Below are 25,442 nucleotides of genomic sequence, written 5' to 3' on the forward strand. Positions count from 1 at the left end.
CTGCAATGTCCTCTCTTGCTTCGGCCTGCCTGGTGGCAGGCCTGATTACCGCCTCGGCAGCGGGTACCGCCATGGCCGCTGAAACGCCTGCCGATCCGTATGCCTGGCTGGAAGACGTCACCGGCGAGAAATCGCTGGACTGGGTGAAGCAGCAGAATGCGAAGTCCGAAGGACGCCTGGCGCAGAGCCCGGCGTTCCAGAAACTGGAAGCCAGCCTGCGCGAAGTGCTCGATTCGGACGCCAAGATTCCCGGCGTGCAGAAGATCGGCGACTACTACTACAACTTCTGGAAGGACAAGCAGCACGAGCGCGGCCTGTGGCGGCGCACCACGCTGGCCGAGTACCGCAAGGCGTCGCCGACCTGGGAAACCGTGCTGGACCTGGATGCCTTGAACAAGGCCGAGGGCGAGAACTGGGTATGGCATGGCGCCGACTGCCTGCGCCCGGACTATTCGCGCTGCCTGGTGGCGTTGTCGCGCGGCGGTGCCGATGCCGACGTCACCCGCGAATTCGACCTGGCCAGCAAGACCTGGATCAAGGACGGCTTCTTCCGCCCCGAGTCCAAGGGCGGGCTGAACTGGATCGATCGCGACACGGTGTTCGTCTACACCGATTTCGGCAACGGTTCGATGACCACCTCCGGCTACCCGCGGGTGGCCAAACTGTGGCGGCGCGGCACGCCGATGGCCTCGGCCAGCGTGGTCTACGAAGGCAAGCCCGATGACATGTACATCGCGGCGATGCACGACGACACCCCCGGCTACGAGCGCAACCTGGTCAGCCGCACCCTGGCGTTCTACAACAACGAACTGTACCTGCGCGGCGACGACGGCAGCCTGACCCGGATCGATGCGCCGAACTCGGCCGAGAAGGGCCTGCACAAGCAGTGGCTGACCCTGGAGCTGCGCGATGCGTGGACCGTGGGCGGCAAGACCTACGCGGCCGGTTCGCTGCTGGTGACCACGCTGGACGATTACCTGGCCGGCAAGCGCGACTTCCAGGTGCTGTTCGCGCCGACCGCGACCACCTCGCTGGCCGGCAGCACCTGGACCAAGAACCACCTGGTGCTCAACGTGCTCGATGACGTCAAGAGCCGGTTGAGCGTGCTGACCCCGGGCGACGGCGGCTGGAAGAAAAGCGACTTCACCGGGGCGCCGTCGTTCGGCACCGTGGCGGTGGGCGCGGTCGATGCCGATGACAGCGATGCGCTGTGGATGACCGTCACCGACTACTTGACCCCGACCACGCTGGCTATCGCCGAGATCGGCAAGCAGCCCGAAGTGCTCAAGACCATGCCGGCGTTCTTCGATGCCAGCGGCAAGGTGATCGAGCAGCACTTCGCCACCAGCAAGGACGGTACCCGCGTGCCGTACTTCGTGGTGCGCGCCAAGGAGGTGAAGCTGGATGGCTCCAACCCGACCCTGCTGTACGGCTACGGTGGCTTCGAGATCTCGCTGACTCCGTCGTATTCGGGCGGCATGGGCCGTGCGTGGCTGGAACAGGGCGGTGTGTATGTGGTGGCCAACATCCGCGGCGGCGGCGAATATGGCCCGCGCTGGCACCAGGCCGCGCTGAAGCAGAACCGGCACAAGGCGTATGAGGACATGGCCGCGGTCGCCCGCGACCTGGTCAGCCGCAAGATCACTTCGGCCAGGCATCTGGGCGTGCAGGGCGGCAGCAACGGCGGCCTGCTCACCGGCAACATGCTCACCCAATACCCGGAGCTGTTCGGGGCGGTGGTGGTGCAGGTGCCGCTGCTGGACATGAAGCGGTACAGCCATCTGCTGGCTGGTGCGTCGTGGATGGCCGAATACGGCAACCCCGACACGGCCGATTGGGACTTCATCAAGACCTTCTCGCCGTACCACCTGTTTGATCCGGCCAAGACCTATCCGCCGGTGCTGTTCACCACGTCCACCCGCGACGACCGCGTGCATCCGGGCCACGCCCGCAAGATGGCGGCCAAGATGATCGCGGCCGGCAAGGACGTGACCTACTACGAAAACATTGAAGGCGGTCACGGTGGCGCGGCCAACAACGCGCAGGCCGCCCACATGCAGGCGCTGGCTTACAGCTTCCTGTGGGAGCAGTTGCGGTAAAGTCGGGCGGTGCCCGGCTGTGGGAACGGCCTGTCGGCCCGGTAGCAGCAGGAAACCCCGAAGCCCGCTTCGGGTCCGCCTCCGGGTGGTGGGGCATCTGGTTGGCCGCACCCCAGTTTGAACGCCGCGCAGCGATGCGCGGCGTTTTTTTTGTTCTTCGCCGATGTGCGGGGCTACAGCCGGTCAAATGCCGTGGCATTGCGGGCATTTCACCGGTAGTGCCGGCCGCTGGCCGGCTGCTTTTGCTTTTCCGCTTCGCAGAGAAGCTAAACGTCCAAGGCGTTTCGTGTCCCTTCGGGACGCGAGTCACCTTTCTTTGCTCGTGCAAAGAAACGTAACCCAAAGAAAGCACGCCCCATCCGCGATCCGTCAGGCTGCGCCTGCCGGTTCCCTGCGCTTCTCGCGTCGGCAAGGGACGGTGCGGAACTCGCTACGCTCAGACACCCGCACCTCTTCGCCCTTGCCGCCGCTGCGATGCTCGGCTCGCTCCAAGGGGGAGGTAGATCAAGATCAAAATCAAGGGCAACAGCAATAGCAACAGCGTCCGACCTCTGGTCGGACACGTTTGGCCTCGGCCTCACGCTGTCCGAGCGTGGCTCGGACCTACGCTTTTACATGCGTGCCAGCCATGTGTGGAGGGTTGGCGTGGGTGGGTTGGCGGGACTGTCGAAAACATGGGTCCGGCGTATACGCCGGACGGGCTGGGCAGGACGCCCAACCCCGGCCTTGCCGCATGCGCAGGAAAGCGCATGCGAGCAAGTTTTCGCCAAGCCCCCATGGGTGAAGGCGCATTGCTTGCGAGGCACTGCCTCGCATGCGACTGAACGCACAGCCGCCGGCGGCTGGGCCGGGCCGCGGAGCGGGGTTCACGGCGTGTCCCGCCGACCCACCCGCGCCAGCCCAATCAGCACATACGTGGGTCACTGCCTTTGATATGAGGCTGCAGTTCGCAGCTGGCTTCCTGTAAATCGGCGAAGAAAGTCTTTTCCCGCCCCCAAGCAAGTCCGACCAATGGCCGGACGGCGCTGTCAGCGCACCCACGTCTCCAACCCGCGCCGGATCCGCGCCACGGCTTCCTCCAGCCGCGGCACTTCCTGGGTATAGGCCAGCCGTACATGCGCGTTCGCGCGGTGGTGCCCGAAGTCCAGGCCCGGGGTGAAGGCCACGTGCTGGGTTTCCAGGAAATGCGCGCAGAACGCCTGCGCGTCATCGGTGAACGCGCTGACATCGCAGTACAGGTAGAACGCGCCCTCCGGTTCCACCTCGATGCGGAAACCCAGCGCGCGCAGCGCCGGCAGCAGGTAGTCGCGGCGCTGCCGGAAGGCCGCGCGGCGCTGCTCGAAAATGGCGATCGTGTCCGGCTCGAAACAGGCCAGGGCGGCGTGCTGGGCGATGCTCGACGCGCTGATGTACAGGTTCTGCGCCAGCTTCTCCAGGTCCGCTACCGCCTGCTTCGGCGCCACCAGCCAGCCCAGCCGCCAACCGGTCATGCCGTAGTACTTGGAGAAGCTGTTCAGCACGAACGCTTCGTCGTCCACCTGCAGCACGCTGGCCGCGTCCATGCCGTAAGTCAGGCCGTGGTAGATCTCATCGACCACCAGGTGGCCGCCGCGCGCCTTCAGCGCCTGCGACAGCGCCGCCAGCTGCGCGGCCGACAGCACCGTGCCGGTGGGATTGGCCGGCGAGGCCACCAGCGCGCCGACGCTGGCTGCGTTCCAATGCTGCCCGACCAGCTCGGGGGTGAGCTGGTAGGCGGTCTGCGGGCCCACCGGCACCAGCTGCGCGGCGCCCTCGACCAGGCGCAGGAAGTGCCGGTTGCAGGGGTAGCCCGGGTCGGCCAGCAGCCAGTGCTTGTCCGGGTCGACCAGCAGGCTGCTGGCCAGCAGCAGCGCGCCCGAGCCGCCGGGGGTGACCAGGATGCGCTCGGGGTCGACCTGTACCTGGTAGCGGTCCTGGTAGAACCCGGCGATCGCCTGGCGCAGCGCGGGCAGGCCGCGCGCGGCCGTGTAGCGGGTATGGCCGGCGGCCAGCGCGGCCTGGCCGGCCTGCACGATCGGCGCGGCGGTGGTGAAGTCCGGCTCGCCGATCTCCAGATGGATCACGTCGTGGCCGGCCTGCTCCAGCGCCTGCGCGCGGGCCAGCAGGGCCATCACGTGGAAGGGTTCGATGTCCTGGCTGCGGCGGCTGTAGCCGGCCGTGGGGGTAGGGATGCTCATGCCGGTGATTCTAGGCGGCATCGGCAAGGAGGACGCTTTTCATCGGTTGTTCGCGCTCCGGGCGCGTGGCGAGGCGTTCATCATTGTTATCGTAGCGGCACGGTGCGGCGCCGCTTGCCGCGTCCTCGGCCCGTCCAGACCGGGCCGGATCCGCGCGCCATTGCATTCCTCCGCCGAGAGCCCTATTTCATGAAACCCGCCCTTTGCCTACTGGTTGCCAGCCTGATGACCTCCACCGCGCATGCCGCCCCCGTGCCGACCCCGCCCGACGCCGAGAAGCATCCGCACACGGTCAAGGCTCCGTTCGGGGCGACCCGCAACGATGATTACTACTGGATGCGCGATGACAAGCGCGAAGACAGCCGGGTGCTGGCCTACCTGAATGCGGAAAATGCCTATACCGACCAGTTGCTGGCCTCGCTCAAGCCGCTGGAAGACACCCTGTACAAGGAGATCGTCGCGCGGATCAAGCAGGACGATGCCAGCGTGCCGGCCCGCGATCGCGGCTACTGGTACTACACCCGCTTCGAGACCGGCAAGGACTACCCCATCCAGGCGCGCCGCAAGGGCAGCATGGAGGCGCCCGAAGAAATCCTGCTGGACGTCAACGCGATGGCCCAGGGCAAGAGCTACTTCGATGTCGGCGATGCCGATGTCAGCCAGGACAACCACCTGCTGGCCTGGGCCGAGGACGATGTCGGCCGCCGCCAGTACGTGATCCGCTTCAAGGACCTGCGCACCGGACAGGTGCTGGAGGACCGCATCGAGAACGTCGCGGCCAACGTGGTCTGGGCCGATGACAACCGCACCCTGTTCTACGTCGAGAACGATCCGGAGACCCTGCTCACCGTGCGGGTCAAGAAGCATGTGCTGGGCACCCCGGCCAGCAGCGATGTGCTGGTCTACGAAGAGAAGGACGACAGCTTCTACATGGGCGTGGGCCGTACCCGCGACGATCGGTTCCTCACCATCGAACTGCACAGCACGGTCAGCTCGGAAACCCGCTACGCACCGGCCGCCGACCCGCAGGCGTTCACCGTGCTGGCCCCGCGCGCGCGCGATGTCGAGTACGACGCCGACCACTTCGGCGGCCGCTGGGTGATCCGCACCAACGATGCCGGTGCGAAGAACTTCAAGATCGTCACCGCGCCCACCGACGCCACCTCGCGCAAGCAGTGGACCGACTGGGTGGCGCACGACGAGGCGGTGCTGGTCGAAGGCTTCGAGCTGTTCGACGGTTTCACCGCCATCGCCGAACGCTCCAACGGCCTGGAGCGGATCCGCCTGCTGTACCCGGACGGCCGCCAGGACTACGTCAAGGCCGATGAGCCGGCCTATTCGATGGGCCTGGCCGCCAACCCCGAGCCGGACAGCCCGTGGCTGCGCTACGCCTACAACTCGATGACCACCCCGACCACCACCTACGAACTGAACACCGTCACCGGCGAGCGCCGCCAGCTCAAGCAGCAGCCGGTGCTGGGCTACGACCGCTCGCAGTACACCACCGAGCGGGTCTGGGTGACCGCGCGCGACGGCGCCAAGGTGCCGGTCTCGCTGGTCTACCGCAACGGCTTCAAGAAGGACGGCAGCGCCGCGCTGTACCAGTACGCCTACGGCAGCTACGGCATGTCGATGGACCCCGGCTTCAACCAGACCGTGGTCAGCCTGCTCGACCGCGGCGTGGTCTACGCCATCGCGCATATCCGCGGCGGCGAGGAAATGGGCCGCGCCTGGTACGAGGACGGCAAGCTGCTGAACAAGCAGAACACCTTCAACGACTTCGTCGATGTCACCCGCGAACTGGTGCGCCTGGGCTATGCGTCCAAGGACCGCGTGGCCGCCTCGGGGGGCAGCGCCGGCGGCCTGCTGATGGGCGCGGTGGCCAACCAGGCCCCGCAGGATTACCGGGTGATGGTGGCGCAGGTGCCGTTCGTCGACGTGGTCACCACCATGCTCGATGCCAGCATCCCGCTGACCACCAACGAGTACGATGAGTGGGGCAACCCCGAACAGCGCCAGTACTACGACTACATGCTCAAGTATTCGCCATACGACAACGTGCGCCGGCAGGCCTACCCGGCGCTGTTCGTCGGCACCGGCCTGTGGGATTCGCAGGTGCAGTACTGGGAGCCGGCCAAGTGGGTGGCCAGGCTGCGCGACGACAACACCGGCACCCATCCGATCGTGTTCCGCACCAACATGGAAGCCGGCCACGGCGGCAAGTCCGGGCGCTTCCAGCGGTATCACGAGCTGGCCGAGGCCTATGCCTTCGTGCTCGACCAGCTCGGCGTGACGCCGGCGGCGCGCTGACCGTGCCTGCGCCGGGCACGGGGCCATCGCGGTCTCTGCCCGGCCTCGCTATGCTGCCTGCATGACCGTGCCCGAGCGCCCCGCCCCCGCCGACCCCGCCGCGCCACGGCCGGCGGTGCGGTTGCGCTGGGCGTGGTGGCTGCTGGCCTATGCCAGCCTGGGCACCGGCATCGTCGGTATCTTCGTGCCGGGCCTGCCCACCACCGTGTTCATCCTGATTTCGGCCTGGGCCGCCTCGCGCGGTTCGGAGCGGCTGCACAACCAGCTGCTGCAGCACCCGCGTTTCGGCCCGGCGATCCGCAACTGGCAGGCCCATGGCGCGGTCAGCCGGTACGCCAAGTGGATGGCCACCCTGACCATGGCCGTCTGTGCCGGCATCATGCTGTGGTGCGTGCCGATCGCCTGGGTCAAATGGCTGTCGATCGGCTGCATGGCCGCCGTGGCCCTCTGGCTGTGGAGCCGCCCGCTGCCGCCGACCGGGCCGACCAGCCGCGCATGAACCCACCTTCGTGGGGAGCCGGCCAGCGGCCGGCACTACCGGGGAGGGCACAGTTATACTCAGGGCATGAGCATCCTCCATCGCAACCGAATCCTGATTCCGTTGGCAGCGGCCTCGCTGCTTCTCCTTGCCGCCTGCGGCAACAAGGGCCCGCTGGTGCTGCCGCAGAAGCCGGTGCCGGTCGAAGAGGTGGCCGAGCCGGCCGCCGATGCCGACGCCACCGAGGCGCCGCCGGTGGTGCCCGATCCGGCCCAGGCACCGCTGAAGTCCGAAGATGGGAATGAATAAGGCCGCTTCCCCGGCGCTGCGCTTCAGCAAGATGCACGGCGCCGGCAACGACTTCGTGGTGCTGGACCTGCGTGACGGTACTGCCGAGCCCACCCCGGCCCTGGCCGCGCGCCTGGCCGACCGCCATACCGGGGTTGGCTGCGACCAGATCCTCACCATCGAGCCGCCGCGTGCCGACGGTTCGGTGGCGTCCTACCGGATCTGGAACGCCGATGGCTCCCAGTCCGAACAATGCGGCAACGGTGCGCGCTGCGTGGCGGCCTGGCTGGTCCGCGATGGTGCCACCAGCGGCGACCAGTTCAGCATCGACAGCCCGCTGGCCACCCATGCCATCGAACGCCTGGCCGACGACCAGTACGCGGTGGCGATGGGCGTGCCGCGCTTCGAGCCGCAGCATGTGCCGCTGCTCGGCTTTGCGCGGGCACGCGATGAATACCTGCTGCCGTTGCAGGGCGACACGGTGCGCTTTGGCGCGGTATCGATGGGCAACCCGCATGCGGTGATCGAAGTGGGCCTGATCGATGCCGCACCGGTAGAGCGCCTGGGTACCTTGTTGCAGCAGCACGCCACCTTCCCGCAGTCGGTCAATGTCGGCTTCGTGCAGGTGATCGACCCGCAGCGTGCGCGCCTGCGCGTGTTCGAACGCGGCGTCGGCGAAACCCTGGCCTGCGGCAGCGGTGCCTGCGCCGCGGCGGTGGTGATGATGCAACGCGGCCGCCTGCGGCGCGACGCCACGCTGTCGCTGCCGGGCGGCGAACTGCGCCTGCGCTGGCCGGCCGACGATGCCCAGGTGGTGATGTCCGGGCCGGTTGCCTTCGTCTTTGAAGGGGAGTGGAACGCATGAACGACACCGTCGAGAAAATCGGTGCGCATGAAGTCGCCGCTTGGCTGCGCCGGCACCCGGGGTTCCTCAAGCAGTTCCCGGACTTGGCGCTGACCCTGGTGGTACCGCGCGATGACGGCCCCACCGCGTCGCTGGCCAGCTACCAGCTGGAAGTGCTGCGCGACAAGAACCGCGAGCTGTCGCGGCGGCTGGCCGACCTGGCTGCCAATGCGCAGGTCAACGAACGCCTGGCGGTGCGCACCCACCAGCTGACCCTGGCGCTGATGAAGCAGGATTCGGCCGCCGACACCCTGCGGGCGATGGCCGCCTCGCTGGAAGAAGACTTCGCCGGCGACCTGGTGCGGCTGGTGGTGCTGCAGCCGGTGGCCGGGTTGGAGCAGGCGCCCTGGCTGCAGCAGATCGATGCCGGCAGCCCGTTGCTGGCGGCATTCCGCGACTGCCTGCAGGACGGCGAGCCGATCTGTGGCCGCCTGCAGCCGGAAAAGAACACGGTGCTGTACGGCGATCGCGTCGATGAGGTGCAGTCCAGCGCATTGCTGCCGTTGCCGGGCGTGGGCCTGATCGCGGTCGGCAGCCACGACGGCAACCGCTTCTACCCGGGCATGGGCACGCTGTTCCTGCGCATGATGGGCGAAGCCCTGGTCGTGGCGCTGAAGCGTTTCCCGCGGGCCTGAGCCGGCACGGCGATGAATACGGTCCAGCAGTTCCTGGCCTACCTGCAGGTGGAGCGGCGGATGTCGGTGCATACCCTGGATGCGTACCGGCGCGATCTGGATGCGCTGGACGCCTGGTCGCAGGGGCAGGGCGCGGACATCGCCGCGCTGGCCGGCGAGCAGCTGCGCCAGTTCATCGCCGCCGAGCACCGCCGCGGGCTGTCGCCCACGTCGCTGCAACGGCGCCTGTCGGCCTGCCGCAGTTTCTATGCGTGGCTGCTCAAGCACCACCGTATCGAGGCCAACCCGACGGCCGGGCTGAAGGCGCCCAAGGCGCCGCGCAAGCTGCCGCAGGTGCTCGACGCCGATGAGGCGGTGCGCCTGGTCGAACTGCCCACCGATGTGCCGCTGGGCCTGCGCGACCGCGCACTGCTGGAGCTGTTCTATTCCTCCGGGCTGCGCCTGAGCGAGCTGTGCGCGCTGATCTGGCGCGACCTGGATTTCGCCACCGGCCTGGTCAACGTACTGGGCAAGGGCAACCGCCAGCGCCGCGTGCCGTTCGGCTCGCACGCGCGCGCCGCGCTGCAGGGCTGGCGCAGCGAAAGCGGCGGCGGCGAGGCGCAGCCGGTGTTCCCCGGGCGCAAGGGCGGGCCGATCACCCAGCGCGCCATCCAGATCCGGATCCGCCAATTGGCCCAGCGCCAGGGCCTGTTCAAGCACGTGCACCCGCACATGCTGCGGCACAGCTTCGCCAGCCATATCCTGGAATCGTCCGGCGACCTGCGCGGCGTACAGGAACTGCTCGGCCATGCCGACATCGCCACCACCCAGATCTACACCCACCTGGATTTCCAGCACCTGGCCAAGGTCTACGACGCCGCGCACCCGCGTGCCAAGCGGCGTACCGGCGGCAACGAAAGCTGAATCGATCCGCTGCGGCCACCGGCCGCAGGGGCCGGTGGCTTGAAGCCCCGGGCAACGACCCCACGTAAGTCTCTGTCACCCCGGAGGCTCCATGGACCCCAGTCAGAACCCCAACGTATTTCACGCCACCACCATTATTTCGGTGCGCCGAAATGGTCATGTCGCCGTCGCCGGCGATGGCCAGGTCACGCTCGGCCACACGGTGATGAAGGGCAACGCCCGCAAGGTGCGCCGGCTGGGTCGCGAGGGCCAGGTGCTGGCCGGTTTCGCCGGCGCCGCCGCCGATGCCTTCACCCTGTTCGAGCTGTTCGAGGCCAAGCTGGAAAAGCACGGCCAGCTGCAGCGCGCGGCGGTGGAACTGGCCAAGGACTGGCGCACCGAGCGCCGCCTGGGCAAGCTCGAAGCGCTGCTTGCCGTGGCCGACAAGGACACCTCGCTGATCATCAGCGGCACCGGCGATGTGATCGAGCCCGAAGACGGCATCATCGCCATCGGTTCGGGCGGCTCCTATGCGCTGTCGGCCGCCCGCGCGCTGCTGGCGCACACCGAATTGGACGCGCGCAGCATCGCCACCGAATCGATCAACATCGCCGGCGACATCTGCATCTACACCAATCGCAACGTGGTGGTTGAGGAGCTTTGACGGGTACCGTCATCGCATTCGCGCTGCCGCCCCACGCTTCGCTGCGCAAACCGCGGGTCCCTTCTCACCAGCACCCACACCCCCGCCGCTTCGCGGCCGCCCCCTGACTCAGGGGGCTTTGCACCCGATATATTTTGCACCCGATATATGGCGTAGTGCCGGCCGCTGGCCGGCAACTGCAACAAACCAAATTCACTCGTGAGCACACCCATGCCGCACAAGATCGAAGTCTCTTCCGCCACCATGACCCCGCGCGAGATCGTGCAGGAACTGGACCGCCACATCGTCGGCCAGCACGATGCCAAGCGCGCGGTCGCCATCGCGCTGCGCAACCGCTGGCGGCGCATGCAGCTGCCGGTGGAACTGCGCAATGAAGTGATGCCCAAGAACATCCTGATGATCGGCCCGACCGGCGTGGGCAAGACCGAGATCGCGCGCCGCCTGGCGACGCTGGCCAATGCACCGTTCGTCAAGGTCGAAGCCACCCGTTTCACCGAGGTCGGCTATGTGGGCAAGGACGTGGAGCAGATCATCCGCGACCTGGCCGATACCGCGGTCAAGCTGTATCGCGAGCAGGCCAAGGTGCGCGTACGGACCCAGGCCGAAGAGCGCGCCGAAGACCGTATCCTGGATGCGCTGCTGCCGCGCCGCAGCGTGGGCATCGGTTTCGATGCCGAGGCGGCGCGCAATGAACCGTCCGCGCAGGACAACGAGACCCGCATCAAGTTCCGCCGCATGCTGCGCAACGGCGAGCTGGACGAGCGCGAGATCGAACTGGAAGTGTCGGCCAACGTCAGCATGGACATCATGACCCCGCCGGGCATGGAGGAAATGGGCCAGCAGCTGCGCCAGATGTTCTCCAGCATGGGCGGGGCCAAGGCGCAGAAGCGCACGCTGTCGATCAAGGCGGCGCGCCCGCTGCTGGTCGAGGAAGAGGCTGGCAAGCTGGTCAACGAGGACGATATCCGCAGCGCGGCGATCGAAGCCTGCGAGCAGCACGGCATCGTCTTCATCGATGAGATCGACAAGGTGGCCAAGCGCGGCGAAGCGGGTTCATCGGGTGGCGATGTGTCGCGCGAGGGCGTGCAGCGCGACCTGCTGCCGCTGGTGGAAGGCTCCAATGTGTCGACCAAGTACGGCACGATCAAGACCGACCATATCCTGTTCATCGCCTCCGGCGCGTTCCACCTGGCCAAGCCCAGCGACCTGATTCCCGAACTGCAGGGCCGTTTCCCGATCCGGGTGGAGCTGGGCGCGCTGAGCAAGCAGGATTTCGTGCGCATCCTGACCGAACCGAAGGCGGCGCTGACCAAGCAGTACGAAGCGTTGCTGCAGACCGAGGGCGTGTCAATGAAGTTCACCGACGATGCGGTGGATCGCCTCGCGGAGATCGCGTTCCAGGTCAACGAGCGCCAGGAAAACATCGGCGCGCGTCGCCTGCATACGGTGCTCGAGCGCCTGCTCGATACGCTCAGCTACGAAGCCCCGGACCGCGATGGCGAGACCATCAGCATCGACCAGGCGTACGTGGATGCGCACCTGGGCGAACTGGTGAAGGACCCGGACCTGAGCCGCTACATCCTGTAACGCATCACAACAGTCGGGTGGTAGGAAAGTGGCGGCGCGAAAGCGTCGCCGCTTTTTTTTGGTGCGTCGGACTTGGTGATGCAAAAGCGGTCGCTGCTCTGCCTTCGTTGAGTGGGCGGCCCCGCACCGCCCCACCAGGCTAGCAACAAGCCGAACTTGCCTTGGCCCTGGCTCTGGATTGCGCCTTGAGCTTTAAGCTACAAGATTAAGATTCTTCGCCTATTTCCGGGGCTACAGCCCGTCAAATGCTGTGGCATTGCGGGGGCATGCCACCGGGGTGGGGCCGGCCGTTGTCCGGTTGTTGCCGCTGCTGTTTCTGCTTCGCGGATAACTTCAAAAGCGTTTCGTGCCCCTGCGGAGCGCGAGCAACGGCAGCCGACTAACAGTCGGCTCTACCCTCGTGCACCTGCGCCGCAGGAGCGGCGCGGAACAGCGCAGCTGGCCCGAAGGGTGGCGCACAGGGATGTGCGCCATCAGAAAGTAACCAAAGAACACGCCCGCGCCTCCGTAACAACGAACTTCCGTAGTGAAGAACGCGTCGCAACGCGCCCGTTTCCGGACGTATGGGGTTGCGATGCTCGGCTCGCTCCAAGGGGAGGTAGATCAAGATCACGGGCAACAGCAATCCGACCACGGTCTGACGTTGCTCCAGGCCCTGGCAACCCCAGCACAGGTAGGTCCGACCCATGGTCGGACACGCATCGTCTCGGCGTCGCGCTGTCCGAGCGTGGCTCGGACCTACGCTTTTCCATGCGTACCAGCCATGTGTGGAGGGTTGGCGTGGGTGGGTTGGCGGGACTGTCGAAAACATGGATGTTCGCCAAGCCCCCAAGGAGGGGTTTACGGCGTGTCCCGCCAACCCAGCCGCGCCAACCCAATCAGCGCATATGTCGGTCATTGCCTTTGATCTGGGGCTTTAGCGCGTAACTTACTCCCCCGCAAATCGGCGAAGAACCCAAGTTAAGCCTCATCCTCGGTAGGCAACGCGGTCGGCGGTGCCCCCGGGGTGAACACGCCCGGCTTCACGAACGCGCTGAGGATCGCGTCCAGCGTCTGCGCGCCGTCGCGTTTGATCTCGAACAGCTCCGGCTCCAGCATCGCGCTGTACAGCACTCCGGTCAGGCTGGTGCTGACGATGCGCGCCACCGTGTCCACGTCCACCCCGTCGCGCAGCTGGCCCAGTTCGCGCGCGCGCTGGAAGGCAGCGGCGAAAATGCCCAGTTCCTCGCGCGAAGCCTCCAGCTGCAGTTCCTGCATCGCCTGGCTTTCCACCGACAGGTCGTTGCGCAGCATGATCTCCATCATGTTGCGCAGGCGCTCGTCGTCGGCCAGCTCCTGGAAGGACACCAGCAACGCCGAGCGCAGGTCCAGCACCGGGGTGGAGCGCTTGGACGAAGTGGTGCGCCGCAGCCGTTCGATGAACGGCACGCGCTCGCGGTCGATCATCGCCGTCAGCACTTCGGTCTTGTTCTTGAAGTGCCAGTACACCGCGCCACGGGTATAGCCGGCCCGGGCGCCGATCATCGCCAGGCTGGTGCCGGCCACCCCGAACTCATGGAAGCAGGCCTGGGCCGCGTCCAGGATGCCCGCACGGGTGGCCTGGGCTTCTTCTTTGGTCTTTCTGGCCATGCGCTGTGCAATTGCTGGATGAAACCGGCCTGAATTGTACCGCTTTACAAACAAACATGCATGTATGTATATTTCCGTCCCACTGATCCCCGGTGAGGGTGGCGCGTACCTGCGTTGCGCCCGGACCCCATGGATCCGCAGCCATTCAGCGACCTGTTGGCCGTCATCCCGCGATTCCAGCGGGGTTCCGGTGGCGGGCGACCCTTTTCGTTTCCTCTGAGCCCCCACCATGTCCAGAACCCCGTACCGTCTCCTCGCGCTGTCCCTGGCGATCGCCCTGACCGTATCCGCCTGTGGCGGTGCCGGCCAGGAAGGCCCGCAGGGCGGCCCCGGCCAGGTCACCGTGGCTACCCTGAAGGCCGAACAGGTCGGCCTGACCCGTGAACTGCCCGGCCGTACCAATGCCTTCCTGGTCGCCGAAGTACGCCCCCAGGTCAGCGGCATTGTCGCCAAGCGCCTGTTCACCGAAGGCGGCCTGGTCAATGCCGGCCAGCCGCTGTACCAGCTCGACGACGCCAGCTACCGCGCCCAGGCCAACAGCGCCCGCGCCCAGCTGGCCCGCGCCGAAGCCACCGCCAATGCCGCGCGCCTGAGCGCACGCCGCATCACCGAGCTGGCCAAGGTCGACGCGGTCAGCAAGCAGGACCTGGAAAACGCCGTGGCCGCGCAGAAGCAGGCCGACGCCGATGTCGGCGCGGCCAAGGCCGCGCTGGATGCGGCCAATGTCACCCTGGGCTATGCGCGCATCACCGCACCGATCAGCGGCCGCATCGGCAAGTCCTCGGTCACCCAGGGCGCGCTGGTCACCGCCGGCCAGGCCGACGCGCTGGCCACCGTGCAGCAGCTGGACCCGATCTACGTGGACCTGACCCAGTCGGCCAGCGAGCTGCTGCAGATGCGCCGCGAACTGGCCAGCGGCCGCCTGCAGGACAACCAGACCCTGCCGGTGACCATCCTGCTCGATGACGGCACCGCGTACAGCCACAAGGGCACCCTGGAGTTCTCCGAAGTCAGCGTGGACCCGGCCACCGGCAGCTATGCGCTGCGGGTCAAGGTCGACAACCCCGACCAGGTGCTGATGCCCGGCATGTACGTGCGCGCCCAGGTCGGCAGCGGCGTGCGCGAGAACGGCATCCTGGTGCCGATGCAGGGCATCGCGCGCGATCCCAAGGGCGACACCACCGCGATGGTGGTCGGCAAGGACGGCAAGGTCGAAGTACGGCCGGTCAAGGTCAGCCGCGCGGTCGGCAACAAGTGGCTGGTCGAGGACGGCCTGAAGGCCGGCGACAAGGTCATTGTCGAAGGGCTGCAGAAGATCCAGCCGGGCATGCCCGTGCAGGCCACCGAGATGGGGGCCGCCCCGGCCAAGCCGGCTGCGGCAGCGCCGGCGGCTGCGGCCGACAAGCAGTAAGCGGAGAATCCAATGGCTCGTTATTTTATTGATCGCCCGATCTTTGCATGGGTGATCGCGATCATCATCATGCTCGCCGGCGCGCTGGCGGTGGTGAAGCTGCCGGTCTCGATGTACCCCGAAGTGGCACCGCCGGCGGTGGAGATCAGCGCCTCCTACCCGGGGGCATCGGCCAAGGTGGTCGAAGACTCGGTGACCCAGATCATCGAGCAGAACATGAAGGGCATCGATGGCCTGATCTACTTCTCCTCCAACAGCTCGGCCAACGGCCAGGCCACCATCACCCTCACCTTCGAGAGCGGCACCAACCCGGACATCGCCCAGGTGCAGGTACAGAACAAGCTGCAGCTGGCCATGCCGCTGCTGCCGCAGGAAGTACAGCGGCAGGGCATCAACGTGGCCAAGTCCAGCAGCGGCTTCCTGCAGGTGATCGGCTTTGTGTCCAATGACGGCAGCATGGATGCCAACGACATCTCCGACTACGTCGGTTCCAATGTCGTCGATCCGCTCAGCCGCGTGCCGGGCGTGGGCAACATCCAGGTGTTCGGCGGCAAGTACGCCATGCGCATCTGGCTGGACCCCAACAAGCTGCACACCTACAAGCTGTCGGTGGCCGAAGTGACCGCGGCGATCACCGCGCAGAACGCGCAGGTCGCCATCGGCCAGCTCGGCGGCGCGCCATCGGTCAAGGGCCAGCAGCTCAACGCCACCATCAACGCGCAGGACCGCCTGCAGACCCCCGAGCAGTTCCGCAACATCCTGGTCCGCGGCGGCGCCGACGGCAGCGAGCTGCGCCTGCGCGACGTGGCCCGGGTCGAACTGGGCGCGGAAAGCTACGACTTCGTCACCCGCTACAACGGCAAGCCGTCCACCGGTATCGCCATCACCCTGGCCACCGGCGCCAACGCGCTGGACACCGCCAATGGCGTGCGCGCCGCGCTGGAGGACATGAAGGCCAATTTCCCGGCCGGGCTGGAATCGGTGGTGCCCTACGACACCACCCCGTTCGTGCAGGTCTCGATCAAGGGCGTGATCAAGACCCTGATCGAAGCGATCGTGCTGGTGTTCGTGGTGATGTACCTGTTCCTGCAGAACTTCCGCGCCACCCTGATTCCCACCATCGCGGTGCCGGTGGTGCTGCTGGGTACCTTCGGCATCCTGGCCGCGCTGGGTTTCTCGATCAACATGCTGACCATGTTCGCGATGGTGCTGGCGATCGGCCTGCTGGTCGATGACGCCATCGTGGTGGTGGAAAACGTCGAACGCATCATGTCCGAAGAGGGGCTGTCGCCGCTGGAGGCCACGCGCAAATCGATGGGCCAGATCACCGGCGCGCTGGTCGGCATCGGCCTGGTGCTGTCGGCGGTATTCGTGCCGATGGCGTTCATGAGCGGCTCCACCGGCGTCATCTACCGGCAGTTCTCGGCCACGATCGTGTCGGCGATGGCGCTGTCGGTGCTGGTGGCCATCGTGCTGACCCCGGCGCTGTGCGCGACCATGCTCAAGCCGCTGAAGAAGGGCGAGCACCATGTGGCGCACCGGGGCTGGTCGGGCCGTTTCTTCAACGGCTTCAACCGCGGTTTCGACCGTTCCAGCGAAACCTACCAGCGCGGCGTCAAGGGCATCCTGGCCCGGCCGTGGCGCTTCATGGGCGTGTTCGCCGCGCTGACGGTGGTGATGGGCCTGCTGTTCATGCGCCTGCCCAGTTCGTTCCTGCCCAATGAAGACCAGGGCATCCTGATGGCGCTGGTGCAGACCCCGGTCGGCGCCACCCAGGAGCGCACCCTGGAGGCGATGTACCAGCTGGAAGACCACTTCCTGAAAAACGAAGCCGATGCGGTCGAATCGGTGTTCTCGGTGCAGGGCTTCAGCTTCGCCGGCATGGGCCAGAACGCCGGCATGTCCTTCATCAAGCTCAAGGACTGGAAGGAGCGCAGCGCCGACCAGGGCGTGGGCCCGATCACCGGGCGTGCGATGGGCGCGCTGGGCCAGATCAAGGACGCCTTCATCTTCGCCTTCCCGCCGCCGGCAATGCCGGAGCTGGGTATCGGCTCGGGCTATACCTTCTTCCTGAAGGACAACAGCGGCCAGGGCCATGAAGCCCTGCTCAATGCACGCAACCAGCTGCTCGGCGGCGCCGGGCAGAGCAAGCTGCTGGCCAACGTGCGCCCCAATGGCCAGGAAGACACCCCGCAGCTGCGCATCGACGTGGACGTGGAGAAGGCCAACGCCCTGGGCCTGTCGGTGGGCTCGATCAACCAGACCCTGGCTGCGGCCTGGGGCAGCAGCTACATCGATGACTTCATCGACCGTGGCCGGGTCAAGCGCGTCTACGTGCAGTCCGATGCGCAGTTCCGCATGAACCCGGATGATTTCGACCTGTGGTCGGTCAAGAACGGGCAGGGCGAGATGGTGCCGTTCAGTGCCTTCGCCTCCAAGCGCTGGGACTACGGTTCGCCGCGGCTGGAACGCTACAACGGCGTGTCGGCGATGGAAATCCAGGGCGAACCGGCCCCGGGCGTGGCCTCCGGCGACGCCATGGCCGAGATCGAACGCATCGCCAAGGACCTGCCGCCGGGCTTCGAGATCGAATGGACCGCGCTGTCCTACCAGGAGCGCCAGGCCGGCTCGCAGACGCCGCTGCTGTATACGCTGTCGCTGCTGATCGTGTTCCTGTGCCTTGCGGCCCTGTATGAAAGCTGGAGCGTGCCGACCTCGGTGCTGCTGGTGGCGCCGCTGGGCATTCTCGGCGCGGTGCTGGCCAACAGCATGCGTGGCATGGAGCGCGACATCTATTTCCAGGTGGCGATGCTGACCACGGTGGGCCTGACCAGCAAGAACGCGATCCTGATCGTGGAGTTCGCCAAGGAAAACCTGGAGAAGGGCGTCGGCGTGATCGAGGCCACCATGCATGCCGTGCGCGACCGTCTGCGCCCGATCATCATGACCTCGCTGGCCTTCGGCCTGGGCGTGCTGCCGCTGGCGATCGCCTCCGGTGCCGGCTCCGGCGCGCAGCGTGCGATCGGCACCGGCGTGCTTGGCGGCATGGTGGTGGGTACCGTGCTGGGCCTGTTCTTCATCCCGTTGTTCTTCGTGGTGGTGCAGCGGGTGTTCAACCGCGGCAAGACCTACCCGGCGGCAAGCCGCGGGCAGCACGGCGATACGCCGGAAGGTGGTACCCATGAATAAGGTTTCTTCCCTGCTTGCCGTGGCCGTGGCGCTGGCCTTGTCCGGCTGCGCCACGCTGGTGCCGGCCAGCACCGAGGTCGCCCCGGCGATCCCGGCGCAGTGGCCGGCCACCGCCGCCACCGGCAACGCCGCCAGCGTCGAGGTGGATGCGATCGGCTGGCGCGAATTCTTCGCCGACCCGCGCCTGCAGGCGGTGATCGGCCAGTCGCTGGACAACAACCGCGACCTGCGCGTGGCCGTGCTCAACGTGGAGAAGGCGCGCGCGCAGTACCGCATCCAGCGCGCCGACCGCGTGCCGGCGCTGGGCGTGCAGGGGCAGATGACCCGCAGCGGCGGCGATGTAACGGTGAGCGAGCAGTTCAGCGCCAACCTGGGCGTGGTCGAGTTCGAGCTGGACCTGTTCGGGCGGGTGCGCAACCTCAGCCAGGCGGCGCTGCAGCAGTACTTCGCCCAGGCCGCCAACCGCCGCAGCGCACAGCTGTCGCTGGTGGCCGAGGTGGCCAACGCCTGGCTGACCCTCGGCGCGGACAGCGAGCAGCTGCGCATCGCCCAGGACACCCTGGCCAGCTACGAGGATTCATTTCGGCTGACCGAGGCCCGCCACCAACTGGGCGGGGCATCGTCGCTGGAACTGAGCCAGACCCGCACCCTGGTGGAAACCGCGCGTACCGACGTGGCGCGCTTTGCCGGGCAGGTCGCGCAGGACCGCAACGCGCTGGTGCTGCTGGCCGGCGGCCCGGTCGATGCGGCCTTGCTGCCACAGGCCGAGGTGACCGAGGTGGCCGCGCTGCGGCCGCTGCCGGCCGGCGTGCCCGGCGATGTGCTGCTGCGCCGCCCGGATGTGATGGCCGCCGAGCATGTGCTGTTGTCGGCCAATGCCAACATCGGCGCGGCGCGCGCGGCGTTCTTTCCCTCGATCAGCCTGACCGGCAGCATCGGTTCGGCGTCCTCGGAGCTGTCGGGTCTGTTCGACGGCGGCACCCGTGCATGGAGTTTCATCCCCAAGCTGAACCTGCCGATCTTCCAGGGCGGCAAGCTGCGCGCCAACCTCGGCGTGGCCACCGCCGACCGCGACATCGCGCTGGCGCAGTATGAGCGGGCGATCCAGTCCGGCTTCCGCGAAGCGGCCGACGCGCTGGCGCTCAACGACAGCCTGGATGCGCAGTTGTCCTCGCAGCAGGCCCTGGTGGCGGCGGCCGAGCAGGCCCGGCAGCTCTCCCAGGCACGCTACGACGCCGGGCTGGACAGCTTCCTGACCCTGCTTGATGCACGTCGTACCGCCTACACCGCGCGCAAATCGCTGGTCAGCACCCAGCTGGCGCAACAGTCCAACCAGGTGTCGCTGTACAAGGTGCTGGGCGGCGGCTGGCACGAACGGGGGTCGTAAGCCGGCCTCGGGCCGGGGCTAGCGGTCCTCGTCCCGCCCGTCGCCGTGGCAACGGCGTGCACGCTCGAGTGCATCGCCGGCCTCGCGGGCCATGCGCTCGTATTCCCGGCGGATTTCTTCCAGGCGCTGCTCGTCGAGCTCTTCCAGGTCCAGCAGTTCATTGTTGGCCTGGGCGGTGACCCGGATCAGCTCGTCGAGCTTGATCTGGATCGCGGCGGTATCGGCGTTCTGGCTGTGCTGGATCAGGAACACCATCAGGAAGGTGATGATGGTGGTGCCGGTGTTGATCACCAGCTGCCAGGTGTCGTTGAACTGGAAGATCGGGCCGCTCAGTGCCCAGGCCACCACGATGCCGACGGCGGCAAGGAAGGTCCATGGCGTCCCGGTGGCGTAGGACGCCTTCTTGGCGACCAGGTTGAATACACGGCGCAGATTCATCGGCGAGGCAGGGTAGCTACGGTGCCTCATCATTGGATGCGCGCCGTGCAGGCCGCGTGCAGCGCAAGGTCAGGCGCGCGCGCCCAACCGCGGATGCGTGGCCGGGTCCTGGTGGCCGGCGAGGTAGACGTGCTGCCAGCACTGCTCGACGAAGTGGCGGGCCTGCGCCTGGTTCAGGCGCGGCATGATCATCAGGGCGTAGTGGGTCTGGAACATTTCATCGCGCTGTTCGTCGCTGGCCCGCGGGTGGGTGATCAGGCAATCGCAGGCGAACTTGATCCAGGGCACGTAATGGTTGAACGCGCCGGGCCCGAGCAGGCCGTCGGCATGGCGTTGGCGCCAATAGCCGAGTTCGGCGTCGACATCGATCACGGCGGGAATGGAAGGCGTGGCGGAAGACATGGTTGCGTCGATGTGCGGGGAAGGAATAGTGAGAGAGTGCGTAAAACGCGGTGCAGGCGATGTCATGGCGATGTCGACTCAGTGTGGCCGGCGTCACGGAACGCTGCCGGCGGCGGCCTGCCGAGCAGCTGCGCGCGCGCTACCACGCCCAGGCGTTCGGCCAGGCCGGCCATCTGGTTGCAGATGTGCAGGCGGTGCTGCGGATAGGCGTCGGTCAGCCGGTCCTGGATCGCCTGGTAGGCGCTCCAGAACGGCGCGGTGTTGTGGTACCGGGCGTAATCCACCTGCAGTTGTTCCCGGGCCTGGATCAGGCCGGCATCGACAGCGGTGGTGCGGCGTATTCGGGCATGCATGGCGTCTCCTCGACGATGGTGCCCCCTGTGCCTTCACCATAGGCGGTCGCCGCCACCGGTTTGTTATCGCCGCGTGTTCGGTGCATGCGACCGATCCGCGCGGGGCGGCCGGTGATGCCGCGCAAACACTGCCGGCGCAGCGCGTTCACCGTTTCCGGCGCAACTGAAGCATTCAGAACGCCGCGCCCGGGCCATCGGCCCGGGCACGCGCATCGGCATGCCGGACGCGCATCGCGCGCCGCGCCCAGGCCCGGCTTACTCGCCGATGTCTTCGTTCCAGACCTCGGGATGGTCGGCGATGAAACCGCCGAGCAGGTCGATGCAGGCCTGGCTCTGCAGGTCGATCACCTTGACCCCGTGCTCGCGCAGCCAGTCGATGCCGCCCTGGAAGGTCACCGATTCGCCCACCACCACGGTGCCGATGTTGAACTGGCGCACCAGCCCGCTGCAGTACCAGCACGGGGCCAGGGTGGTGACCATGATGGTGTCCTGGTAGCGGCGCTGGCGGCCGGCCTTGCGGAAGGCGTCGGTCTCGCCGTGCACCGACGGGTCGCCTTCCTGCACGCGGCGGTTGTGGCCGCAGCCGAGCAGGCGACCGTCGTTGTGGTACAGCGCCGCGCCGATCGGGATGCCGCCCTCGGCCAGGCCCTGGCGGGCTTCGGCGATGGCGGTCTCAAGCAGGGCGGTGTAGTCGGGGGTGGTGATCATGGGCATTCCGGGCTGTCTGGACCGCCATGATAGTGGCCCCGGCAGGCCCCGGCCCGTCCCGCTGCGGGACCCCGTCGCAGCCCCGGCCTGCCGCAGCGGCGCCGATGCTGCGATAATCGGCCCATGAGCGAATCCCCCTACAAGAATGGCACCACCCATTTCGGCTTCCGCGATGTCGCTGCAAAGGACAAGCAGAAGCTGGTGGGCGAAGTGTTCACCTCGGTCGCGCGCAGCTACGACCTGATGAACGACCTGATGAGCCTGGGCATCCACCGGGCGTGGAAGCGCTACTACGTGGCCACCGCGCAGGTGAAGCCGGGCGACCGCGTGCTCGACCTGGCCGGCGGTACCGGCGATATCGCCGCGCTGATCAAGGAGCGGGTGGGCGAGGAAGGCGAGGTGGTGCTGGGCGACATCAACGCTGGCATGCTCTCGGTCGGCCGCGACCGGCTGACCAACCGCGGCCTGGTCTCGGGCCTGGAGTATGTGCAGTGCAATGCCGAGGCGCTGCCGTTCCCGGACGCCAGCTTCGACCTGGTCACCATTGCCTTCGGCCTGCGCAACGTCACCGACAAGGACGCCGGCCTGCGCGAGATGTACCGCGTGCTCAAGGTGGGCGGCCAGGCGCGGGTGCTGGAATTCTCCGAGGTCACCGCGGACTGGTTCAAGCCGATCTACGACTTCCACTCGTTCAAGATCCTGCCCAAGCTGGGCCAGCTGTTCGCGCGCGATGGCGACAGCTACCAGTACCTGGCCGAAAGCATCCGCAAGCATCCGCCGCAGGAACAGCTCAAGACCATGATGGGCGAAGCCGGGTTTGCACGCTGCCATTACAAAAATCTAACTGGCGGGATCGTATCGATTCACTCGGGCTATAAAGTTTGAGACCCAGTTCCGGTTCCCGCTGAGCGCGCTCGGCGACACTGGCAGGCAGGCTGTCAACGAGGGCCTGCCATGCATCTGTACCGCGGCCTGCGCCGCGTATTGCCCCGGTCGTTCAGCGCCCGGCTGATGGCGGTGGTGTTTGCCGGCGTGCACGTGCCGCTGCTGGTGCTGCTGCTGTGGATGGCCGGTGGCGGCCCGTCGCCCGATGGCGCGCGCTGGACGCTGGTGTGGGTGGTACTGGGCGCCACCGTGGTTGGCGCGGCCATCGTGATGGCCGCGCTGCACCGGTTGATGGCGCCGTTGCGCCAGGCCGCCGACGCGCTGGAGGCGTATTACGACGAACAGCGCCTGCCGCACCTGCCCGACCTGGGCCATGACCAGATCGGGCGGCTGCTGCACAGCATCAACCGCAGCCTGCACGGGGTCGATGCCGGCCTGCGCGACCTGCGCCGCAGCGTGCTGCTCGATCCGCTCACCCAGGCACTGAACCGGCGCGGCTGCGAACAGGCCCTGGCCGATTCGGCGCGCCAGGCGCAGGCGCAGCGGCAGCCGTTGAGCCTGTTCGTGGTCGACCTGGACAACCTCAAGCCGATCAACGACGCCCACGGCCACCTGGCCGGCGACCAGGTGCTGGTGCAGCTGGTGGAATCGGCGCGGCACTGGCTGCAACCGGGCGACTGGATCGGGCGCTGGGGCGGCGATGAATTCCTGCTGGTGGTCCAGGCCGGCCATGAGGTCGCCTGCGAACGGCTGCGGCGCTGGCTGGCCCGCCTGGACCAGGCCGGCGGCAATGGCGCCATGCCGCTCAAGGCCAGTGCCGGCGGCGCGGCCTACCGCCCCGGCGAAGACCTGCGCGGGCTGTACCAGCGCGCCGATGCGGCGATGTACCGGGCCAAGTATGCCGGGGGCGCGCGGCTGCTTTGCGAAGACGACTGAATGCGCAGACCGGGCGCACTGCGCTGCCGGGTGGCGCGGACAGGGGGTAAACTGGTGGTTTACCCCCTGATCGGTCCCGATATCCATGCGATCTTCGTTGCTGCGGTCTCCCCTGCTGATGCTCCCCCTGGCCGTTGCGCTCGCCGCCGGCTGCTCCAAAGAACCGGCGGCACCCACTGCCGCCCCCACCGCCACCGCGCCGGCGAGCACTGCCATGAAAGCCGACAACCGCAGCCATGACGAAAGCTCCTACGCCGAGCCGGACAAGGTGGTCATCAAGGACCTGGCGCTGGACCTGAAGCTGGACTTCGACGCCAGGCAGATCGGCGGCACCGCCACCTACACCCTGGAGTGGAAGGACAAGGCCGCCAAGCAGCTGGTGCTCGATACCCGCGAGCTGAGCGTGGAGAAGGTCGAGGCGATCGACGCCGACGGCAAGGCATCGCCGCTGCCGTTCGTGCTGGCACCGGTCGACAAGGTGTTCGGCAGCAAGCTGAGCATCGATGCGCCGTCGCAGCCGGCCAAGGTGCAGATCACCTACCACACCGCACCGACCGCCTCGGGCCTGCAGTGGCTGGAGCCGTCGATGACCGAAGGCAAGCAGCTGCCCTTCATGTTCAGCCAGTCCCAGGCCATCCACGCCCGTTCGTGGGTGCCGCTGCAGGACACCCCGAGCGTGCGCTTCACCTACAGCGCGCACGTGGTCTCGCGCCCGGACGTGATGGTGCTGATGAGCGCCGACAACGATCCCAAGGCCGCGCGTGATGGTGACTACACCTTCAAGATGCCGCAGCCGATCCCGTCCTACCTGCTGGCCATTGCCGCCGGCGACCTGGTGTTCGAGCCGATCTCCGGCCGCTCCGGTGTGTGGGCCGAACCGACCATGGTCGGCAAGGCCGCCAAGGAGTTCGAAGACACCGAAAAGATGATCGGTGCGGCCGAGAAGCTGTACGGCGAATACCGCTGGGGCCGCTACGACATGCTGGTGCTGCCGCCGTCGTTCCCGTTCGGCGGCATGGAAAACCCGCGCCTGACCTTCGCCACCCCGACCGTGATCGTCGGCGACAAGTCGCTGGTCTCGCTGGTGGCCCATGAGCTGGCGCACAGCTGGTCGGGCAACCTGGTGACCAATGCCAGCTGGAAGGACATCTGGCTCAACGAAGGCTTCACCACCTACGTGCAGGCCCGCATCACCGAGGCGCTGTATGGCCAGGAAATGGCCGAGATGGAGCGTGAGATCGACCAGAACGACCTGCTGGCCGAACTCAAGGACAAGAGCCCGGCCGACCAGGCGCTGGCCCTGCCGCCGCTGACCGAACGCGATCCGGACGACGCGCTGAGCCAGGTTGCCTACGTCAAGGGCGCTTGGTTCCTGCAGTTCCTGGAACAGCGTTTCGGCCGTGAGACCTTCGATCCGTTCCTGCGCGGCTGGTTCGACGACCATGCCTTCCAGAGCGCCAACACCGACCAGTTCGTGGCGTACCTGAAGAAGAACCTGCTGCCCAAGAAGCCCGGTGCGGTCACCGACGCCGAACTCAAGGCATGGCTGGACGAGCCGGGCATCCCGGCGTTTGCGACCAAGGCACGTTCGCGCAACTTCTCCATCGTCGATACCGCGCGCATCGCCTGGGATGGCAGCGGCACGCTGCCGACCCAGCAGATCACCGGCGAGTGGGGTACCCAGGAATGGGTGCACTTCATCGACGGCCTGGGCAAGACCCTGCCGGTGGCCAAGCTGGCCGCGCTGGACAAGGCCTACCACTTCACCGGCAGCGCCAATGGCGAGATCGCCATGCGCTGGTACCCGCTGGCGATCCGCAGTGGCTATGCCGAGGCCAATGCGCCTGCCGCGGCCTTCATCGAACGCGTCGGCCGCCGCAAGTTGATCCTGCCGATCTACGCCGAACTGGTGAAGACCCCCGAAGGGCTGGCCTTCGCCAAGGCCGCCTTCGAAAAGGCCAAGCCGGGCTACCACCCGATCACCACCGCCTCGGTGCAGGACATGCTGGACAAGGCAGGCAAGTAATGCCGGCCGCCGGCC

Annotated in this window: 21 protein-coding genes; 15 read left to right on the forward strand and 6 right to left on the reverse strand. The window is 67.2% G+C overall.

What is annotated here, in order from left to right; all coding sequences use genetic code 11:
* Positions 1 to 5: 5 nt before the first annotated feature.
* On the forward strand, positions 6 to 2,099 hold the full coding sequence (locus tag IC535_RS08935) for a prolyl oligopeptidase family serine peptidase (protein WP_228885329.1): 2,094 nt from the start codon (positions 6 to 8) through the stop codon (positions 2,097 to 2,099).
* A gap of 1,028 nt (positions 2,100 to 3,127) precedes the next feature.
* Here the strand turns inward: IC535_RS08935 and IC535_RS08940 are convergent.
* Positions 3,128 to 4,315: a pyridoxal phosphate-dependent aminotransferase gene (locus IC535_RS08940; RefSeq protein ID WP_228885330.1), complete on the reverse strand. Its 1,188-nt coding sequence runs from the start codon at positions 4,313 to 4,315 to the stop codon at positions 3,128 to 3,130.
* Between the two features lie 189 nt (positions 4,316 to 4,504).
* Here IC535_RS08940 and IC535_RS08945 point away from each other — a divergent pair, with 189 nt between their 5' ends.
* The 8 genes from IC535_RS08945 (at position 4,505) to hslU (ending at position 12,063) form a co-directional block, all read left to right on the forward strand.
* Positions 4,505 to 6,625 (forward strand): S9 family peptidase, encoded by a 2,121-nt coding sequence (locus IC535_RS08945; RefSeq protein WP_228885331.1) that lies wholly within the window; start codon positions 4,505 to 4,507, stop codon positions 6,623 to 6,625.
* A 61-nt stretch (positions 6,626 to 6,686) separates the two neighbouring features.
* Positions 6,687 to 7,124 carry a YbaN family protein gene (locus IC535_RS08950; protein ID WP_228885332.1) on the forward strand — a complete coding sequence of 146 codons (438 nt, stop codon included), beginning with the start codon at positions 6,687 to 6,689 and terminating at the stop codon, positions 7,122 to 7,124.
* 66 nt (positions 7,125 to 7,190) lie between these two features.
* Entirely contained in the window at positions 7,191 to 7,412 is a 222-nt protein-coding gene (gene lptM / locus IC535_RS08955; RefSeq protein ID WP_228885333.1) for an LPS translocon maturation chaperone LptM, read from the forward strand.
* The gene (gene dapF, locus IC535_RS08960; RefSeq protein WP_228885334.1) at positions 7,405 to 8,256 is read left to right on the forward strand and encodes a diaminopimelate epimerase; all 852 of its coding nucleotides are present in this window, start codon (positions 7,405 to 7,407) and stop codon (positions 8,254 to 8,256) included. Before lptM ends, dapF begins: the two co-directional genes overlap by 8 nt.
* Positions 8,253 to 8,930: a DUF484 family protein gene (locus tag IC535_RS08965; protein WP_228885335.1), complete on the forward strand. Its 678-nt coding sequence runs from the start codon at positions 8,253 to 8,255 to the stop codon at positions 8,928 to 8,930. Before dapF ends, IC535_RS08965 begins: the two co-directional genes overlap by 4 nt.
* Before the next feature lie 12 nt (positions 8,931 to 8,942).
* Positions 8,943 to 9,833 (forward strand): tyrosine recombinase XerC, encoded by an 891-nt coding sequence (gene xerC, locus IC535_RS08970; protein WP_228885336.1) that lies wholly within the window; start codon positions 8,943 to 8,945, stop codon positions 9,831 to 9,833.
* A 91-nt stretch (positions 9,834 to 9,924) separates the two neighbouring features.
* The gene (hslV, locus tag IC535_RS08975; RefSeq protein ID WP_228885337.1) at positions 9,925 to 10,476 is read left to right on the forward strand and encodes an ATP-dependent protease subunit HslV; all 552 of its coding nucleotides are present in this window, start codon (positions 9,925 to 9,927) and stop codon (positions 10,474 to 10,476) included.
* Between the two features lie 210 nt (positions 10,477 to 10,686).
* The gene (gene hslU, locus IC535_RS08980) at positions 10,687 to 12,063 is read left to right on the forward strand and encodes an ATP-dependent protease ATPase subunit HslU (protein ID WP_228885338.1); all 1,377 of its coding nucleotides are present in this window, start codon (positions 10,687 to 10,689) and stop codon (positions 12,061 to 12,063) included.
* Between the two features lie 960 nt (positions 12,064 to 13,023).
* Here hslU and IC535_RS08985 read toward each other — a convergent pair.
* Positions 13,024 to 13,692 carry a TetR family transcriptional regulator gene (locus IC535_RS08985; RefSeq protein WP_228885339.1) on the reverse strand — a complete coding sequence of 223 codons (669 nt, stop codon included), beginning with the start codon at positions 13,690 to 13,692 and terminating at the stop codon, positions 13,024 to 13,026.
* A gap of 229 nt (positions 13,693 to 13,921) precedes the next feature.
* Between IC535_RS08985 and smeD the strand changes: the two genes are divergently transcribed.
* Genes smeD through IC535_RS09000 form a run of 3 tightly spaced genes read left to right on the forward strand, consistent with a single transcriptional unit; the run spans position 13,922 to position 19,679 of the window.
* Positions 13,922 to 15,103: a multidrug efflux RND transporter periplasmic adaptor subunit SmeD gene (gene smeD, locus IC535_RS08990; protein WP_228885340.1), complete on the forward strand. Its 1,182-nt coding sequence runs from the start codon at positions 13,922 to 13,924 to the stop codon at positions 15,101 to 15,103.
* Between the two features lie 12 nt (positions 15,104 to 15,115).
* Positions 15,116 to 18,292 (forward strand): multidrug efflux RND transporter permease subunit SmeE, encoded by a 3,177-nt coding sequence (gene smeE, locus IC535_RS08995; protein ID WP_228885341.1) that lies wholly within the window; start codon positions 15,116 to 15,118, stop codon positions 18,290 to 18,292.
* Positions 18,285 to 19,679 (forward strand): efflux transporter outer membrane subunit, encoded by a 1,395-nt coding sequence (locus IC535_RS09000; protein ID WP_228885342.1) that lies wholly within the window; start codon positions 18,285 to 18,287, stop codon positions 19,677 to 19,679. The genes smeE and IC535_RS09000 overlap by 8 nt, the downstream gene beginning before the upstream one ends.
* Positions 19,680 to 19,697: 18 nt before the next feature.
* Here the strand turns inward: IC535_RS09000 and IC535_RS09005 are convergent, their stop codons facing one another.
* From IC535_RS09005 to IC535_RS09020, 4 genes are all read right to left on the reverse strand, one after another.
* A complete protein-coding gene (locus IC535_RS09005; protein ID WP_228885343.1) occupies positions 19,698 to 20,117 on the reverse strand; it encodes a low affinity iron permease family protein in 420 nt (139 codons plus the stop codon).
* A 69-nt stretch (positions 20,118 to 20,186) separates the two neighbouring features.
* Positions 20,187 to 20,519, reverse strand: a complete 333-nt coding sequence (locus IC535_RS09010; RefSeq protein ID WP_228885344.1) for a hypothetical protein — start codon at positions 20,517 to 20,519, stop codon at positions 20,187 to 20,189.
* 62 nt (positions 20,520 to 20,581) lie between these two features.
* Positions 20,582 to 20,872 (reverse strand): hypothetical protein, encoded by a 291-nt coding sequence (locus IC535_RS09015; protein WP_228885345.1) that lies wholly within the window; start codon positions 20,870 to 20,872, stop codon positions 20,582 to 20,584.
* A gap of 255 nt (positions 20,873 to 21,127) precedes the next feature.
* Positions 21,128 to 21,580, reverse strand: coding sequence for a nucleoside deaminase (locus IC535_RS09020; RefSeq protein ID WP_228885346.1), 453 nt, complete (start codon positions 21,578 to 21,580; stop codon positions 21,128 to 21,130).
* Positions 21,581 to 21,703: 123 nt separating this feature from the next.
* On the opposite strand from IC535_RS09020, the gene ubiE reads away from it, so the two are divergent.
* The 3 genes from ubiE to IC535_RS09035 all read left to right on the forward strand — a co-directional run bounded on the left by ubiE (position 21,704) and on the right by IC535_RS09035 (position 25,427).
* A complete protein-coding gene (gene ubiE / locus IC535_RS09025) occupies positions 21,704 to 22,465 on the forward strand; it encodes a bifunctional demethylmenaquinone methyltransferase/2-methoxy-6-polyprenyl-1,4-benzoquinol methylase UbiE (protein WP_228885347.1) in 762 nt (253 codons plus the stop codon).
* Positions 22,466 to 22,534: 69 nt separating this feature from the next.
* The gene (locus tag IC535_RS09030; protein WP_228885348.1) at positions 22,535 to 23,401 is read left to right on the forward strand and encodes a GGDEF domain-containing protein; all 867 of its coding nucleotides are present in this window, start codon (positions 22,535 to 22,537) and stop codon (positions 23,399 to 23,401) included.
* Between the two features lie 100 nt (positions 23,402 to 23,501).
* Positions 23,502 to 25,427, forward strand: a complete 1,926-nt coding sequence (locus IC535_RS09035) for a M1 family metallopeptidase (protein WP_228885454.1) — start codon at positions 23,502 to 23,504, stop codon at positions 25,425 to 25,427.
* Positions 25,428 to 25,442 lie beyond the last annotated feature (15 nt).

It is taken from the genome of Stenotrophomonas rhizophila, from assembly GCF_020857975.1.
Classification (GTDB): Bacteria; Pseudomonadota; Gammaproteobacteria; order Xanthomonadales; family Xanthomonadaceae; genus Stenotrophomonas; species Stenotrophomonas rhizophila_C.

Excerpts from the sequence above, each read along its gene's own strand:
- IC535_RS08935 (WP_228885329.1), top strand. The coding sequence starts at position 6 with ATGTCCTCTCTTGCTTCGGCCTGCCTGGTGGCAGGCCTGATTACCGCC.
- IC535_RS08940 (WP_228885330.1), bottom strand. The coding sequence starts at position 4,315 with ATGAGCATCCCTACCCCCACGGCCGGCTACAGCCGCCGCAGCCAGGAC.
- IC535_RS08945 (WP_228885331.1), top strand. The coding sequence starts at position 4,505 with ATGAAACCCGCCCTTTGCCTACTGGTTGCCAGCCTGATGACCTCCACC.
- IC535_RS08950 (WP_228885332.1), top strand. The coding sequence starts at position 6,687 with ATGACCGTGCCCGAGCGCCCCGCCCCCGCCGACCCCGCCGCGCCACGG.
- lptM (WP_228885333.1), top strand. The coding sequence starts at position 7,191 with ATGAGCATCCTCCATCGCAACCGAATCCTGATTCCGTTGGCAGCGGCC.
- dapF (WP_228885334.1), top strand. The coding sequence starts at position 7,405 with ATGAATAAGGCCGCTTCCCCGGCGCTGCGCTTCAGCAAGATGCACGGC.
- IC535_RS08965 (WP_228885335.1), top strand. The coding sequence starts at position 8,253 with ATGAACGACACCGTCGAGAAAATCGGTGCGCATGAAGTCGCCGCTTGG.
- xerC (WP_228885336.1), top strand. The coding sequence starts at position 8,943 with ATGAATACGGTCCAGCAGTTCCTGGCCTACCTGCAGGTGGAGCGGCGG.
- hslV (WP_228885337.1), top strand. The coding sequence starts at position 9,925 with ATGGACCCCAGTCAGAACCCCAACGTATTTCACGCCACCACCATTATT.
- hslU (WP_228885338.1), top strand. The coding sequence starts at position 10,687 with ATGCCGCACAAGATCGAAGTCTCTTCCGCCACCATGACCCCGCGCGAG.
- IC535_RS08985 (WP_228885339.1), bottom strand. The coding sequence starts at position 13,692 with ATGGCCAGAAAGACCAAAGAAGAAGCCCAGGCCACCCGTGCGGGCATC.
- smeD (WP_228885340.1), top strand. The coding sequence starts at position 13,922 with ATGTCCAGAACCCCGTACCGTCTCCTCGCGCTGTCCCTGGCGATCGCC.
- smeE (WP_228885341.1), top strand. The coding sequence starts at position 15,116 with ATGGCTCGTTATTTTATTGATCGCCCGATCTTTGCATGGGTGATCGCG.
- IC535_RS09000 (WP_228885342.1), top strand. The coding sequence starts at position 18,285 with ATGAATAAGGTTTCTTCCCTGCTTGCCGTGGCCGTGGCGCTGGCCTTG.
- IC535_RS09005 (WP_228885343.1), bottom strand. The coding sequence starts at position 20,117 with ATGAATCTGCGCCGTGTATTCAACCTGGTCGCCAAGAAGGCGTCCTAC.
- IC535_RS09010 (WP_228885344.1), bottom strand. The coding sequence starts at position 20,519 with ATGTCTTCCGCCACGCCTTCCATTCCCGCCGTGATCGATGTCGACGCC.
- IC535_RS09015 (WP_228885345.1), bottom strand. The coding sequence starts at position 20,872 with ATGCATGCCCGAATACGCCGCACCACCGCTGTCGATGCCGGCCTGATC.
- IC535_RS09020 (WP_228885346.1), bottom strand. The coding sequence starts at position 21,580 with ATGATCACCACCCCCGACTACACCGCCCTGCTTGAGACCGCCATCGCC.
- ubiE (WP_228885347.1), top strand. The coding sequence starts at position 21,704 with ATGAGCGAATCCCCCTACAAGAATGGCACCACCCATTTCGGCTTCCGC.
- IC535_RS09030 (WP_228885348.1), top strand. The coding sequence starts at position 22,535 with ATGCATCTGTACCGCGGCCTGCGCCGCGTATTGCCCCGGTCGTTCAGC.